Raw genomic sequence first — 15581 nt, 5'->3', positions numbered from 1 at the left:
GGCGATCCAGTACTCCGAGACGGCGAGGGGTACGGAAGGGGGCGCGGCGTACTGGATTCCCCGCCTGCCGCCTTCGCTAAAGCTTCGGCGCCCTGGACCTCAACCTCGGCGAAGCCTTGGCGTAGCCGGGTCGCGGGGAATGACAGCGGTGGCCAGGTGACGCCCACTCGCCGGTCACAGGAATAAAAATCTTCCAAATTTTCTTGCTTGCACAGTGAATTGCTTCTCTTGCGAGCCCGAAATGTAGTAGAATCTCCGGGTAATTCACGCCGGGTCTTGCCATGATCTTCCGTCAGCTCTTCGACAGTGTTTCGGGTACCTACAGCTATCTCCTGGCGAGCCGCCCCGGCGGCGAGGCGCTGATCCTCGATCCCGTCCTGGAGAAGGTCGACCGCTACTGCCAGCTGCTGCGCGAGCTCGATCTCAAGCTGGTCAAGGCCGTGGACACCCATCTCCATGCCGATCATGTCACCGGCCTCGGCGAGCTACGCGACCGCACCCATTGCATGACCGTGATGGGGGACCAGACCAAGGCCGACGTGGTGGCGATGCGGGTTGCCGACGGCGACAAGGTGACGATCGAGGGCCTGGCGCTCGAGGTGATGTACACGCCCGGCCACACCGACGATTCCTATTCCTACTTGATGGGCGACCGCGTCTTCACCGGCGACACGCTGCTGATCCGCGGCACCGGCCGCACCGATTTCCAGAACGGTTCTTCGCGCGCGCAGTATGAGTCTATTTTCAATCGGCTGCTGAAGCTGCCCGACGAGACCATGGTGTTCCCGGCGCATGACTACAAGGGCGACACCGTCTCCACCATCGGCGAGGAGAAGCGCTACAATCCGCGGCTCCAGGTTCGCTCGGTCGACGACTATATCGAGCTGATGGCCAATCTGAAGCTGCCCAACCCGAAGATGATGGACGTCGCGGTGCCCGCCAACATGCATGTCGGCCTGCACCAGGAGGAGCTGGAGAAAGAGGGCCGCGCGCTCCGTGCCGTCGAGGCGATCCGCAGCCTCGGCCGCCCCGATATCCTGCTGGTCGATTTGCGCGAGACCAATGAGCGGATGAAGCACGGCATGCTCGAAGGCGCGTTGCATACGCCCTATCCGTCCGTCGAGGACAGCCTCAAGCCCGGCGGCATGCTGCGCGAGGTCGCGGCCGCCACCGGCCGCCGCGTCGTGTTCTTCTGCGCCTTCGGCGAACGCTCGGCGATGGCCGTCGCCGCCGCGAAGGAGGCCGGGCTCACCAACACCGCCCACATCGCCGGCGGCATCGACGCCTGGAAGAAGGCCGGCGGGCCGGTGGTGCACTGACCGTCTTGCCGCCGTTCTTGAGATAAATCAGCAGCTGCCCATATATTCAGGCTAGACGGATGCAGCATCACCATCCGGGACCAGCCATGGCCAAGATCGGCAAGCCGAGCGCGCCGCCGAAAATTGCGGACGACACGCCAGCAAAAGACAAGGCGAAGAAGCCTCCGCCTCCGCGCGACACCGACGACGATGATTACGAAGACGGCGACATCGCGACACCGAAGCGCGACCGCTACGGGCCGGATGACGAGCCGTTTTGAGGGGCTCGGCTCTTGCCACCCTCTCAACTGTCGTCCTGGCGAAAGCCAGGACCCATACCGCGTGATCTCTCGATCGTGGATGGTCGCAGTACCGGACCACGAGTTTTCGCCAAACTGCTTCCTGGGGTAATGGGTCCTGGCTTTCGCCAGGACGACGATGAGGATTCAACCCGCCCCACACTACCAGCCATGCGCCTGCGTTCATGGACAAATAACCGCCCTGCCCGATAGTTTGCGCGTCTCCAAAGGACGTGAAACGGAACTGCAATGGTCGACGTTCTCGCCGCACCGCAACAAGGCAAGGCGGACAGCGCGCTACGCACGCTGACGGGAATCTCGATCGCGCATTGGGTCAGCCATTTTCATCTGCTGGTCCTGCCGATGCTGTTTCCGTTCCTCAAGAATCAACTCGGCGTCGGCTATGTTGAGCTCGGCTTCGCGCTGACGGTGTCGGCCGTGGTCTCGGGGCTGACGCAGGCGCCGACCGGCTATCTCGTCGACCATTTTGGTGCGCGAAGAATCCTGCTGGGCGGCCTCACGCTTGGCGGCCTCGCGCTGATCCTGCTCGGCCTGCACCTCAGCTACGCCTCGCTGATCGCCTGCGCCGTGCTGCTCGGGCTCGCCAACAGCGTCTACCATCCCGCCGATTACGCCATCCTTGCCGAACACATGGACGAAGCGCGGATGGGCCGCGCCTTCTCGATCCATACCTTTGCCGGTTATTTCGGCGGCGCGGTGGCGCCGGCGATCGTCGCCGCGATGGTCACCGTATCAGGCGGTGCCGGTGCGCTGATCGCATCGGGCGCGATCGGCGTTCTGGTCGCGCTGTTGCTGGTGACCATGAACATTCCCGATGCCGGCGCGCACAAGACCAAGCCGGGCACCGAGAACGCACCCAAACAGGCCGTGATCACGCCGGCGCTGATCACGCTGACGGCGCTGTTCATGCTGCTCAGCCTGTCGGTCGCCGGCATCAACAATTTCGGCGTGGTGGCGCTGATGAGTGGCTATGGCGTCACCTATTCCGCAGCCAATGTCGCGCTCACCGCCTTCCTCGGTGCAAGCGCCGCCGGCGTGCTCGCGGGCGGCTTCCTTGCCGACCACACCGAGCGCCACGGCTATGTCGCCGCCGCCTGCTTTGCTGCGAACGCGGCGATCGTGCTGCTGATCGCGCTGGTTACGCTGCCGGGCTGGGCGCTGATCGCCACGATGGCGGCTGCGGGATTCCTCTCCGGCGTGATTGCCCCCTCGCGCGACATGCTGGTGCGCAATGCAGCACCTCCCGGTGCTGCGGGGCGCGCCTTCGGCATCGTCTCCACCGGCTTCAATCTCGGCGGCATCGTCAGCCCGTTGTTGTTCGGCTGGATCATGGACCAGAGCGCCCCGCATTGGGTGTTCGGGGCGTCCGTGATCTTCATGCTCGCGACGGTGCTGCTGTCGCCGTTCACGGAGCGGAAAACGCGACTCCAAACCTAGTCGTGGTCCCGGCCTGGAGCGCAATTGCGCGCCAAGCTGGGACGAAGATTGTGATTGGGTTCGCGGAAGTGGCCCTTACGTCGGCGACACCGCGCTCTTCAACGGCGCGGCCTGCGGCGTAGCTCCACCGGTCAGCCTGGCCTTTTCCGTGTTGGGCCAGAGCAGGAGCAGCCCGAGCAGGCCGGAGCCGACCATGATCGCGGCGTTGATGGTGAAGCCGGTCATGTAGCCATCGAGCATGCTGCCGGCGCGCTGGATCACGCTGCCCATCACCAGCGGCGCCACGATGCCCGAAAGCGTATAGAGCGCGCCGTAGATCGCGAGAACCGCGCCGCGCTGCGAGGTCGGCGTGAACTCGCCGAGCATGGGCGGGCAGACGACGTAGATCGCGCCGCACAGGCCGGAGCCGACCACGAGCAGGGCGATCTGGAGACCCGCGCCTTGGACGTGCGGCATCATCGCGAGGATCAGGCCGCCGACGATCAGCGGCACCGAGCCGAGTACGCCGCGGGAGATCCGCGACGTGTAGCCGCGTGCCAGCATCACCTGCGAGATCCAGCCCGTGAGAATGACGATGGTCGCACCGAACACCCAGGGCAGGATCGAGACGAAGCCCGCCTGCGACTGCGAGAAGCCGAGGCCCTTGACGATGAAGGGCGTGAACCAGGTGAGCCCGAGCGACAGCGCCCAATAGGCGCCGAAGGTCGCGGTCACACAGCCGATGAAGGTGCGCGACGTCAGAAGCTGGAGATAGGGTATTTTAGCTTCGATCACGGCCGATGCGTGGGTGTCCAGCGGGCCTTCCTTGCCGAGTGCGAGCCAGGCGGCGACCCAGATGAGGCCGACGATTCCAAGCGCACCGAACGCATAGTGCCAGGAATGATTGACGATGATCCAGTTCAGCGCCGGGACCGCCAGGATCACGCCAAAGGCCGAACCCTGCGACAGGATTGCGGTCGGCATCGTGCGCTTCTCGTCGGGGAACCATTTGTAGACCGCGTGCATCGCCACCGAGGCCGCCGGGCCTTCGCCGGCGCCGAGCACGATGCGGCAGATCAGGAGTGTGGTGAAAGAGACGGTGCCGACCATCGGAAACTGCGTCAGCGCCCAGATCACCGCGAGCGTCAACAGCACCCAGCGGGTCGGGACCTTATTGACGATGAAGCCGACCACGATCGCCGAGATCGAGAACAGGAAGAAGAACGACGAGCCGAGCAGACCGAACTGCTCGGGCTCGAGCTTCAGCTCGGTCATGATCGGAACGCCCGCAAGACCGACGACGATCTTGTCGGCGAAGTTCACCAGCATGAAAAGAAACAGCAGAAATGTAACGGTCCAGGCGCCCTTAGGCGTTCCAGTCGTCTTGCCCGCCACCTCGGGCGTTCCCTGAGCGCTCATCATTCTCCCCGTCGTCCGTTTTTGGCACTTTTTTGATGTAGTCCTCTTAGGAGCTAACAACGGCTTCAAGACCAACGCAACCCGGCATTTCCGCAGCAGGTGTGCTACGCAGCAATTCCAGTAATTCCGTCCGGCGCCATTCATCGTGCTGAGCATCCGAAACCTCTCCAAGACGTTCTCTTCGGCCGGTGAGCCGGTCCATGTGCTGCGCGGCGTCGATCTCGACCTCAAGGCCGGCGAACGCGTCGCACTGACCGGCGAGTCCGGCAGCGGCAAGAGCACGCTGTTGCACCTGATCGCAGGGCTCGATGCCGCCGATAGCGGCACGATCCGACTGGAAGATACCGAGGTCACCAAATTGTCCGATGCGGGACGCGCCGGCCTGCGGCGCGACCGGATCGGCCTGGTGTTTCAACAATACAATTTGATCCCGAGTCTGTCGGTCGGAGACAATCTGGTGTTTCAGGCGCGGATCGCCGGCCGGTACGACGCAGCTTGGTATAAAGAGCTGATCGAGCGTCTCGGGCTTGGCGGCCTGCTCAAGCGTTATCCAGAACAATTATCAGGCGGACAGCAGCAACGCGTCGCGATCGGCCGGGCGCTGGCGACAAAGCCGTCGTTGCTGCTGGCGGACGAGCCGACCGGCAATCTCGACGAGGCCACCGCCGAGGACGTGCTTGCCCTGACGCGCGACCTCGTCACGCGCACCGGCTGCGGCTTTCTGATGGTGACGCACAGCCTGCATCTGGCCGCGACACTCGATCGCCACGTCAATCTGCATGCCGGGCGGATCGCATGAGGCGCGCGCTCTGGGTCCTCGCCGTGCTGCTCAGCCATTGGCGGCGCCACAAGATGCAGTTCGCGACGCTCCTGATCGGGCTGATCGCGGCGACCGCGCTGTGGAGCGGCGTGCAGGCGATCAACCAGCAGGCCCGCAACGCCTATGACCGCGCCGCGGCAACCTTCGGCGGCGCGCGCACGCCGATGCTGGTCGCGCCTGACGCCGCGACTTTTCCGCAGGAGCTGTTCGTCAAGCTCCGCCGCGCCGGCTGGCCGGTCTCACCGATGCTGGAGGGACGCATCCAGGTCAACGGGCGCTCGGTCCGGCTGCTCGGCATCGAGCCGGTGACGCTGCCGGTCGATGTCGGCAATGCACCGCGCCTAGGCGCCGCCGATCTGAGCAACTTCATCGCGCCGCCGGGCCAGACGCTGGTGGCACGGGAGACGCTGAACGATTTGCAGGAGCAGGAGGGCGCGGCACCAGCGATCAGCAGCGGCGCAAAACTGCCGCCACTGCGCGTGCTGCCGCAGCTTGTGCCCGACGTGCTGGTGGTCGATATCGGCGTGGCGCAGCGGCTGCTGAACAAGCCGGAGCAAATCTCGCGACTTCTGATCGGCAAGCCCAGGGGCAAGCCCGCGCCATTGGCGAGCGTCGTCGGCGACCGCTTGCAGCGGGTCGAGCCCAATGCGGAGACCGAGCTGGAGCGCCTCACCGACAGCTTTCACCTCAATCTCACTGCGTTTGGCCTGCTGTCGTTCTTCGTCGGTCTTTTCATCGTCAATTCTGCCGTCGGTCTCGCCTTCGAGCAGCGGCTGCCGATGCTGCGCACGCTGCGGGCCTGCGGTGCCTCGGCGCGACTGGTCAACACCGTGCTGGTGGTCGAACTCGTGGCGTTGTCGCTGGTCGCAGGCCTGATCGGGCTTGCCTGCGGCTATTTCATTGCGGCTGCGCTCTTGCCCGACGTCGCGGCGTCCCTGCGGGGACTCTATGGCGCGCAAATCCCGGGGCAGCTCAGCTTGCGACCCGAATGGTGGCTCGCCGGGATCGGCATCAGCATTGCCGGCGCGCTGGCGGCCGCGGCGACCAGCCTGATCAAGGCTGTCAGGATGCCGGTGCTGGCGACCGCGCAGCCGCGCGCCTGGCAACAGCGGCAGCGCCGTTGGCTGATCCTGCAAAGCGGGGCTGCCTGCGCCGTGTTCGCGGTCGCGCTGTTGCTGCTCCAGTACGGGCAATCGTTGATCGCGGGCTTTGGCGTGCTGGCAGCGCTGATGCTGGGCGCCGCGTTGATCCTGCCGGCCTTCCTCGACATCATCCTGCGGACCGGGCAGCGTTTCGCGCGACAGCCGCTCGCCCTGTGGTTCTGGGCGGATAGCCGGCAGCAGCTCTCGGGATTGTCGCTGGCGCTGATGGCGCTGCTGCTCGCGCTCGCCGTCAATGTCGGGGTATCCACCATGGTGGAAACGTTCAGCCGCACTTTTGTCGGCTGGCTCGACGGGCGGCTCGCAGCCGACGTCTACATCAGCGCCTCCGACAATGCGAAAGGCGTCGCGATCCGCAATTGGCTGAAGGAGCGCAGCGATGTCCAGGCGATCCTGTCGGGCGGACGCGCCGAGGCGCAGGTTCAGGGGCAGCCGGTGGAACTGCTCGGCCTGCCCGATCATGCACTCTATCGCGAGCGCTGGCCGCTGCTCGAAGCCGCGCCCCGTGCCTGGACACAACTCATACCCGGCAATGCCGCGTTCATCAGCGAGCAGCTGAGCCGCCGACTCAACGTCCGCGTCGGCGACGTCATCGACGTCCCGGCGCCAGGCGGGACCTGGGAGCTCGACATCGTCGGCATCTATGCCGACTACGGCAACCCCAAGGGACAGCTTGCGGTGAATGTCGCGGCGCTGATCCGGCAGTTTCCGCAGACGCCGCAGACGCGCATTGGTCTCATCGTCGCGAAGGAGAATATCCCCGGCCTGATCGCCGCGCTGCAGAAGCAGTTTGCGCTCGACGATCGCAGCGTCGCCGATCAGGCGACGGTGAAGGCGGAATCGATCCGGATCTTCAACCGCACCTTCGCGGTGACGTCGGCGCTGAACGCGTTCACGCTCGGCGTCGCCGGGATCGCGCTGCTGACCAGCCTTCTCACGCTGGCGAATTCGCGCCTGCCGCAGCTTGCGCCGCTCTGGGCAATCGGCATCACGCGGCCCCGCCTTGCCGCGATCGAACTGACCAAGACGCTGTCGGTCGCGCTGTTCACGTCACTCCTGGCCGTGCCGCTCGGACTGCTGGTGGCGTGGTGCCTGATCACGATCGTCAACGTCAAAGCGTTCGGCTGGCGGCTGCCGTTTCATGTGTTTCCGTTGCAACTGGTCGAGCTGGTCGCGGTCGCGCTGTTCGCCTCGTTGCTTGCCGCGCTGCTGCCAATGATACGGCTGGCGCGGATGCAGCCGGCGAGCCTCGTCAAGGTGTTTGCCAATGAACGCTGACAGGATCTCGCGGCGCACCTTCGCCGGCGGCATTGCCGCCCTCGCTCTCGCGCGACGGACACATGCGCAAGGGTATGCCGGCCTCGGTGAAACCGCCGACGGCTTTGCGAAGGTCGAGCCGGGAAAGACGTTCTCCTTCCCCGCCGATCACGGCCCGCATCCGGAGTTTCGCATCGAGTGGTGGTATCTCACGGCGAATCTCGTCGACAGCAGCGGCGCGGCTTGCGGCCTGCAATGGACGCTGTTTCGCCAGGCGACGCAGCCGGGACCGCAGGGCGAGGGCTGGGCCAACCAGCAGGTGTGGATGGCGCATGCGGCGGTGACGCGGGCCGATGCCCACCGCTTCAACGAGCTATTTTCACGCGGCGGCGTGGGACAGGCCGGCGTCACGGCGAAACCGTTCTCAGCCTGGATCGACGATTGGGCGATGAACGGATCCGAGCGCACCGAAGATCGCGCTTTGGCGCCGCTGACGCTGAAGGCCTCGGGCGCCGACTTCAGTTACGCGCTGACGCTCGAGGCCGATCGTCCCGTGGTGCTGCAGGGCGATCGCGGCTACAGCCGCAAGTCGGAGCGCGGACAGGCCTCCTACTATTACAGCCAGCCGTTCTATCGCGCCCGCGGCACGCTCACCATCGATGATAGGCCGGTCGATGTTTCCGGCCAGGCCTGGATGGACCGCGAATGGAGCAGCCAGCCGCTCGACACCGACCAGACCGGCTGGGACTGGCTGTCGCTGCATCTCGCGTCCGGCGACAAGCTGATGCTATACCGGCTGCGGCAGAAGGACGGCATGGACTATCCATTCGGCAACTGGATCAGCGCCACAGGCGACACGCAGATGATCGTGGGTGCCGATATCCGGATGATTCCGAAAGCGACGGCTGAGGTGGCCGGGCGCAAGCTGCCGGTGGAGTGGCAGATCGCGATCCCCTCGCGGTCGTTCTCGATCCAGTGCAAGCCGCTCAATCCAAAGGCGTGGATGGGGACCGGTTTTTCCTATTGGGAAGGGCCGATCAGCTTTACCGGCACGCATGACGGCGTTGGCTATCTCGAGCTGACCGGGTATTGAAGCGCAGCGTCCTCCAAGGAATCCGTTATGTATCACCTCACTGCCCTCGTCACGCTGCTGACGATCCTGTTCTACTTCTTCATCACCATCAACGTGTCGCGCTCGCGCACCAAAACCGGCGTCAAGGCGCCGGCGATGGCGGGCCATCCGGATTTCGAGCGCGCGTTCCGGATCCAGATGAACACGCTGGAATGGATGCCGATCTTCCTGCCGTCGCTCTGGCTGTTCGCGATCTACATCAGCGATTCCGGCGCGGCGGCGATCGGCGCGCTCTGGATCGTCGGCCGCATCGTCTACTTCATCGGCTATTCGAAGGCCGCAGCAAAACGCGGCCCGGGATTTTTCATTCAGGGTATCGCGGCCATTGCGCTGTGGGCCGGGGCGCTGGGAGCGGCGGTGCTGCGGCTGGTGTGAGGTAGCCGACATGCGTCCACTTGCCCCGCCGTCGTCCTGGCGAAGGCCAGGACCCATAGCCGCAGGCGCCGCTATGGGCACGATGGTGGCGACAGCTTGTTTCAACAAGTCGCTATCGGGGTAATGGGTCCTGGCTTTCGCCAGGACGACATCGCGCTTTTTAAGCCGCCGTCATCCTACTTCGTCAGCGGACAGCCGCTCTCCTTGGCCGTGAAGAACGCCTTCTCGCCGGGAACGACCGCGAGCTGCTTGTAATAGTCCCAGGGCTTCTTCGATTCGGAGGGCTTCTTGACCTCGAACAGATACATGTCGTGGACCATGCGGCCGTTCTCGAGCACCTTGCCACCTTGCGCGAAATCGTCGTCGACCGGCAGCTCCTTCAGCTTCTTGGCGACTGCATCCGGATCCTTGGTGCCGGCGGCCTTGACCGCCTTGAGATAGCTCAGCGTCGCCGAATAGGTGCCGGCCTGGATCATGTTCGGCATCCGGCCGGTGCGCTTGAGAAAGCGTTCGCCGAGATGGCGGGTACGGTCGTTGATATCCCAGTAATAGCCCTCGGTCAGCACCAGGCCTTGCGCGGCCTGCAAGCCGAGACCGTTCACTTCGGCGAGCGTCATCAAGAGGCCCGCGAGCTTCTGGCCACCGGAGACGATGCCGAACTCGGACGCCTGCTTGATCGAGTTGGTGGTGTCGAGGCCGGCATTGGCGAGGCCGACGATCTTCGCCTTCGAGCTCTGCGCCTGGAGCAGGAAGGAGGAGAAGTCCGAGGAGTTGAGCGGCACGCGCACCGAACCGAGCACCTTGCCGCCATTGGCGGCGACGATCTCGCTGGTGTCCTTTTCCAGCGCGTAGCCGAAGGCGTAATCCGCGGTGAGGAAGAACCAGGTGTCGCCGCCGGCCTTGGTCAGCGAGCCGCCGGTGCCGACACCGAGCGCGCGGGTGTCATAGGCCCAGTGGAAACCGTAGGGCTGGCAGGCATCGCCGGTGAGGCGCGAGGTCGCAGCGCCGACGACGATGTCGATCTTCTTCTTTTCCTTGGAGAGCTCGTGGATCGCGAGCGCGACCGATGAGGTCGTCAGCTCCGTGATCATGTCGACGTTCTCGACATCGTACCAGCGTCGCGCGATCGAGGTCGCGAGATCCGGCTTGTTCTGATGGTCGGCGGTGACGAGCTCGATCTTCTGGCCGAGCACCTCGCCGCCGAAATCCTCGATCGCCATCCTGGCGGCTTCGACCGACCATTTGCCGCCGTAATCGGCGTAGACGCCGGACTGGTCGTTGAGGATACCGATCTTGACGCCTTGCGCAGAGGCCGGCGCGGTCAGCAGCAAAGCCGAAATTGCGACAACGGCCAAAAGGGCTGATTTCATGTGTTAGCTCCCAGCAGTTTTCTGTTTTGAAATCGCGCGGATACTAGTGAAGAACCCCGCGCCTGCCCATCCATTTCGGCCTAGGCCGTTAGTATGGGCGCGGCCATTTTTGATGAATTGCCGTCGTCCTGGACAAGCGAGCGGAGCGAGCGCTGATCCAGGACCCATTACCCCAGGGAGCAGTTTGGCGAAGTCTCGGAGTGAGCAGCTCGCACAGCAACCACTCCCTGGGGGTAATGGGTCCTGGCTTTCGCCAGGACGACATGGAGAGGAATCAGCCCACCGCCTTCGGCTTGCCCTCGTTCTTCCCCTCGGCCAGGTTCCGCACCACGACGTAGAAGATCGGCGTGAACAACAGCCCGAACAAGGTGACGCCGATCATGCCGAAGAACACGGCGACGCCGACGGCCTGCCGCATCTCCGAGCCGGAGCCGGACGAGATCACCAGCGGCAGCACGCCGAGGATGAAAGCGAAGGACGTCATCAGGATCGGCCGCAAGCGCAGGCGGCAGGCGTCGATCACGGCCTCCAGCCGCGGCTTGCCTTCATTCTCGATGTCGCGGGCGAACTCCACGATCAGGATCGCGTTCTTCGCCGCCAAGCCCACCAGCACGACAAAGCCGATCTGGGTGAGGATGTTGACGTCCTGCCCCATGATGCGCACGCCGATGGTGGCGGCCAGCAGGCACATCGGCACGATCAGGATCACCGCGAACGGCAAGGTCCAGCTGCCATATTGCGCGGCGAGCACGAGATAGACGAACAGCACGCAGATCGGGAACACCAGCAGTCCCGCATTGCCGCCGGTGATCTGCTGATAGGACAGATCGGTCCATTCGAAGGTAAAGCCGCTCGGCAAGGTGTCGTCGGCGAGCTTCTTTATCGCGTTGAGCGCAGTGGTCGAGCTGGTACCCGGGGCTGGCTCGCCCTGGAGCTCGGATGCTGCATAGAGATTGTAGCGCGCGACGCGGTCAGGGCCGGAAACATCCTTGAAGTCGACCACGCTGCCGAGCATGACCATGTCCCCGGAGGCGTTGCGCGTCCGCAGCCGCGCAAGATCGCTCGGCTCTTTCCGGAACGGGAAGTCGGCCTGTGCGGTGACGTGGTAGGTGCGGCCGAACAGGTTGAAGTCGTTGACATAGGTCGATCCGAAATAGGTCTGGATCGTGTCGTTGATGTTGGCGATGGGAACGCCGAGCTTCTGCGCTTTGGTGCGGTCGATGTCGACGAAGAGCTGCGGCGTGTTGGCCGAGAACGGCGAGAACACCGTGGGAGCGAGCAGCGACGGCGATTTGCGCGCCGCGGCGACCAGCTCGTCGGTGGCCGCGGCGAGCAGCTCCGGCCCGCGTCCCTGGCGGTCCTGGATGCGGATGGTGAAGCCGCCGCCGGTGCCGATGCCGGGCACGGCCGGAGGCGGAATGACAATGATGAACGCGCCCTGGATTGCAGCGAGCCGCTTGCGCAGCTCGGCCGTGATGGCGTTCGCAGTCAGCCCCTTCTTGATCCGCGCCTCTGGCTCGTCGAAAACAGGGAACAGCGCCGCTGCATTGCCTGCCTGCGTGCGCGTCGCGCCGGAGAAGCCGGCGAAAGCGGCAACGCGGATGATACCCGGCGTATCCAGCGAGATCCGCTCGATCTCGCGCACGACCTCGGTGGTGCGTGCCAGCGACGCCGCGCCCGGCAATTGCACGGAGATGATGACGTAGCCGCGGTCCTGCGCCGGAATAAAGCCTTGCGACGTGGTCCCGATCAGCCAGCCGGCGCTGCCGATCAGCACGACGTAGATCAGGATCATCACCGCCGAATGCCGGATCACGAAATTGGCGAGGCCGGCGTAGCCATGCGCGAGACGGTCGAACACGCGGTTAAACACGCCCGTGAAAGCGTTCCAGCCGCGTGCGAGAAAATTCCAGCGCGCTGGCGGCCGCTTCTCCTCGTGCGGAACGAGAAGAAGCGAGGCCAGCGCCGGCGACAGCGTCAATGAGCAGAAGCAGGAGATTGCGGTTGCGACCGCAATGGTGACGGCGAATTGCTGGAAGAACTGACCGGAAATTCCGCCCAGAAACGCCGTCGGGACGAACACCGCGCAGAGCACCAGCGCGATCGACACCAATGCGCCGCCGACCTCCTCCATGGTCTTCAGCGCGGCGTCGCGCCGGCTCATGCCGTGCTCGAGATGCCGCTCCACATTCTCGACCACCACGATCGCGTCGTCGACCACGATACCGACGGCGAGAACGAGACCGAACAGCGTGAGATTGTTGATGGAGAAGCCGAGCGCCGCCATCACCGCGAAGGTGCCGACCAGCGACACCGGGATCGCGATGATCGGGATAATCGCGGGCCGCCATCCTTGCAGGAACACCAGAACCACGATGACCACGAGCAACATGGCCTCGTAGATGGTCTTGATCAGCTCATGGACGGACTGCGCGATGAACTCGGTCGGGTTGTAGCCGATATTGAAGTCGAGGCCTTTCGGGAAGGTCTCCTTCAGCTTCGCCATCGTGTCCGAAATGTTCTTCGCGGTCGCGAGCGCATTCGATCCCGGCCGCTGCGTCACCAGCATCGCGACCGCCGATTTGCGCAGCAGGAAGCTGTTGGTGGAGTACGCGAGAGCACCGAGCTCGATACGGGCGACGTCGCGCAGGCGTACCGTGCGGCCGTCGGAGCCGGCCTTGATCAGGATGTCCTCGAACTGCTTCTGGTCTTTCAAACGCCCTGTGAAGGTGAGGTTCGGCTGGAAGGCGCGGTCGGCGATCGGCGGTTCGGCGATTTGGCCGCCCGCGATCTGCACGTTCTGCGCGCGGATCGCGGCGAGCACTTCGGCCGAAGTCAGGCCGAGATTGGCGATCCGGTCAGGGTCGAGCCAAAGCCGCATCGAATAATCGCGCGCGCCGAAAATCTGGATGTCGCCGACACCGTCGATCCGCAGCAGCTGGTCGCGAACCTGGAGCAGCGCATAGTTGGAAATGTAGAGCTGGTCGAACGTGTCGTCGGGCGACAGCATGAACACGACCATCAGGATGTCGGGCGAGTTCTTGCGGGTGACGACGCCGTTGCGCTGCACTTCGTCCGGCAGTTGCGGCTGCGCGATCGCGACGCGGTTCTGCACCAGCACCTGGGCCTTGTCGAGGTCGGTGCCGAGCTTGAAAGTGACGGTGATGGTGAGCTGGCCGTTCGAGGTCGCCTGGCTGTAGAGATACAGCATGTCCTCGACGCCGTTGATCTGCTGCTCGATCGGAGCGGCAACGGTGTCGGACACGGTCTGCGCGGAGGCGCCGGGATATTGCGTAGTGACCACGACGGTCGGCGGCACCACTTGCGGATATTCGGAGACCGGCAGCGTGGTGTAGGCGAGCGCGCCGACGATCAGCAGCACGATCGACAGCACCATGGCCAGGATGGGCTGGTTGATGGAGAGACGGCCAAGATTCATGATTTGCCACCGGCGGGCGCTGGTGCCGTCTGCGGAGCGACCTTGGCACCGACGCGGGCGCGCTGGATGCCGTTGACGATGACGCGGTCGTCCGCCTTCAATCCCTCGCGGATCACGCGCAGGCCCTCGTCGAGCGGCCCGAGCGTCACGGGACGCGCCTCGACGATGTCGTCCGGCTTGACCACGAACACGATCTTGCGGGACTGGTCGGTTGCGACCGCGACGTCGGGGATCAGCAGCGCCTCATAGGGCGCGCTGCCGATCAGTCTGATGCGCCCGAACTGACCGGGCAGGATCGAAAGATCGGTGTTCTTGACCACGGCGCGGCTGCGTAGCGTGCCGGTGGAGACGTCGAGGCGGTTGTCGAGGAAGTTGATGGTACCCTCATGCGACGGCTTGCTCTCGCCGGCCAGCGTCACCTGCACCGGGTTCGCCGTGTCGCGCGAGCTCGGGCGCTTACCTTCGAACCACAGCTTGCTGTATTTGATGAAGGTTGCCTCATCCATGTCGAAATAGACGTAGATCGGATCGAGCGCGACGATCGAGGTGAGCAGCGTCGAGGAGCCGGTATCGCTGCCTTGCACCAGATTGCCGGGGCTGACGAGATGGCGGCTGACGCGGCCGGTGAGCGGCGCGGTCACATGGGTGAATTCGATGTTGAGCCGCGCGGCCTTCAGCGCGCCAGCGGCCTGCGTCTCCGCGGCGTGCGCGGCCTGTAAGGCCTGGCGTCGCTGGTCGACGGCCTGCTCGGAGACCGCGCTGGTCTGCACCAAATTGAGGCCGCGGTCGAGCTCGCGCTTGGCAAGCTCCACCTTGGCGCGCGCATCGGAGAGCTGGCCGTCTGCCTGCTCGGCCACCGCCTCGAATGGACGCGGGTCGATGACGTAGAGCAGATCGCCCTGATGCACGATGGCGCCGTCCTGGAATTCGACGGAGTTGACGAAGCCGCCGACGCGCGGGCGGACCTGCACCTCCTCGACCGCCTCGAAGCGGCCGGTGAATTCGTCCCAATCGGTGACGGTGCGCTTGACCGGCTGGGCGACGGTCACCGGCGCCGGCGGGGGAGCACTCGCTTGCGAGGCCGGCTGGCCGCAACCGGTGAGCGCAAAGGCCGCGGCGAGAAGGCCGACGATGGCGTAAGGCCGAGGCGAAACGAAATCGTGCGTTTTGACAAATTGCTCGCTTCCGTCCGGTCCAGTCATCCCAGGTCCTCGCATCAAAGCCGCGGAAAAAGCAGGGTACGCTTGTACCCGCGGGCGCCACAAGATGGGTTTCAATCATGAACTCTTCAAGACCAAAGCGCGGGCAATGCTCGGAGGAATGCCCTGGCCGGATGACGGGTTGACAGGGCTTGTTTGCCTCTCCCGGTAAACCGCAAGGCAATCGCATATGGATTTCACGAGGAGCGCGGGCTTGCTCCCCTCTCCCGCTTGCGGGAGGGGCCGACGCGCCCCGGGCGATGCGCAGCATCGTCCCGCGCGCGGCGGGTGAGGGCTCTCACCACGCAGGGACATCCTCCGCAATTCTCGACAATCCCGACGCGGAGACACCCCCACCCCAGCCCTCCCCCGCAAG

Annotated in this window: 11 protein-coding genes; 7 read left to right on the top strand and 4 right to left on the bottom strand. The window is 64.7% G+C overall.

Annotated elements, in window-relative coordinates:
* The first annotated feature begins 281 nt into the window (after window positions 1-281).
* The 3 genes from FXB41_RS38750 to FXB41_RS38740 all read left to right on the top strand — a co-directional run bounded on the left by FXB41_RS38750 (window position 282) and on the right by FXB41_RS38740 (window position 3055).
* Window positions 282-1319 carry an MBL fold metallo-hydrolase gene (locus tag FXB41_RS38750; protein ID WP_219685507.1) on the top strand — a complete coding sequence of 346 codons (1038 nt, stop codon included), beginning with the start codon at window positions 282-284 and terminating at the stop codon, window positions 1317-1319.
* An 86-nt stretch (window positions 1320-1405) separates the two neighbouring features.
* Complete coding sequence (locus FXB41_RS38745; protein WP_007615856.1) at window positions 1406-1579, top strand: hypothetical protein; 174 nt, start codon at window positions 1406-1408, stop codon at window positions 1577-1579.
* A 267-nt stretch (window positions 1580-1846) separates the two neighbouring features.
* On the top strand, window positions 1847-3055 hold the full coding sequence (locus tag FXB41_RS38740; RefSeq protein ID WP_219685506.1) for an MFS transporter: 1209 nt from the start codon (window positions 1847-1849) through the stop codon (window positions 3053-3055).
* A 75-nt stretch (window positions 3056-3130) separates the two neighbouring features.
* Here FXB41_RS38740 and FXB41_RS38735 read toward each other — a convergent pair whose 3' ends face one another.
* Window positions 3131-4453, bottom strand: a complete 1323-nt coding sequence (locus FXB41_RS38735) for an MFS transporter (RefSeq protein ID WP_219685508.1) — start codon at window positions 4451-4453, stop codon at window positions 3131-3133.
* Between the two features lie 145 nt (window positions 4454-4598).
* Between FXB41_RS38735 and FXB41_RS38730 the strand changes: the two genes are divergently transcribed.
* The 4 genes from FXB41_RS38730 to FXB41_RS38715 are packed head-to-tail and all read left to right on the top strand — an operon-like array spanning window position 4599 to window position 9197.
* Window positions 4599-5252: an ABC transporter ATP-binding protein gene (locus tag FXB41_RS38730; protein ID WP_007598028.1), complete on the top strand. Its 654-nt coding sequence runs from the start codon at window positions 4599-4601 to the stop codon at window positions 5250-5252.
* Complete coding sequence (locus tag FXB41_RS38725; protein WP_219685505.1) at window positions 5249-7711, top strand: ABC transporter permease; 2463 nt, start codon at window positions 5249-5251, stop codon at window positions 7709-7711. Before FXB41_RS38730 ends, FXB41_RS38725 begins: the two co-directional genes overlap by 4 nt.
* Complete coding sequence (locus FXB41_RS38720) at window positions 7701-8783, top strand: lipocalin-like domain-containing protein (RefSeq protein ID WP_219685504.1); 1083 nt, start codon at window positions 7701-7703, stop codon at window positions 8781-8783. The genes FXB41_RS38725 and FXB41_RS38720 overlap by 11 nt, the downstream gene beginning before the upstream one ends.
* Window positions 8784-8810: 27 nt before the next feature.
* Window positions 8811-9197, top strand: coding sequence for an MAPEG family protein (locus tag FXB41_RS38715; protein ID WP_007598033.1), 387 nt, complete (start codon window positions 8811-8813; stop codon window positions 9195-9197).
* Window positions 9198-9373: 176 nt separating this feature from the next.
* Here FXB41_RS38715 and FXB41_RS38710 read toward each other — a convergent pair whose 3' ends face one another.
* From FXB41_RS38710 to FXB41_RS38700, 3 genes are all read right to left on the bottom strand, one after another.
* Entirely contained in the window at window positions 9374-10567 is a 1194-nt protein-coding gene (locus FXB41_RS38710; protein WP_219685503.1) for an ABC transporter substrate-binding protein, read from the bottom strand.
* A gap of 274 nt (window positions 10568-10841) precedes the next feature.
* Window positions 10842-14006, bottom strand: coding sequence for an efflux RND transporter permease subunit (locus tag FXB41_RS38705; RefSeq protein ID WP_007598035.1), 3165 nt, complete (start codon window positions 14004-14006; stop codon window positions 10842-10844).
* Window positions 14003-15208 (bottom strand): efflux RND transporter periplasmic adaptor subunit, encoded by a 1206-nt coding sequence (locus FXB41_RS38700; protein ID WP_219685502.1) that lies wholly within the window; start codon window positions 15206-15208, stop codon window positions 14003-14005. The genes FXB41_RS38705 and FXB41_RS38700 overlap by 4 nt, the downstream gene beginning before the upstream one ends.
* Window positions 15209-15581 lie beyond the last annotated feature (373 nt).

The organism is Bradyrhizobium canariense (assembly GCF_019402665.1).
Taxonomy (GTDB): Bacteria; Pseudomonadota; Alphaproteobacteria; order Rhizobiales; family Xanthobacteraceae; genus Bradyrhizobium; species Bradyrhizobium canariense.
The sequence above is the reverse complement of the archived record's forward strand: the minus strand, read 5'-3'. Positions and strand labels throughout refer to the sequence as shown.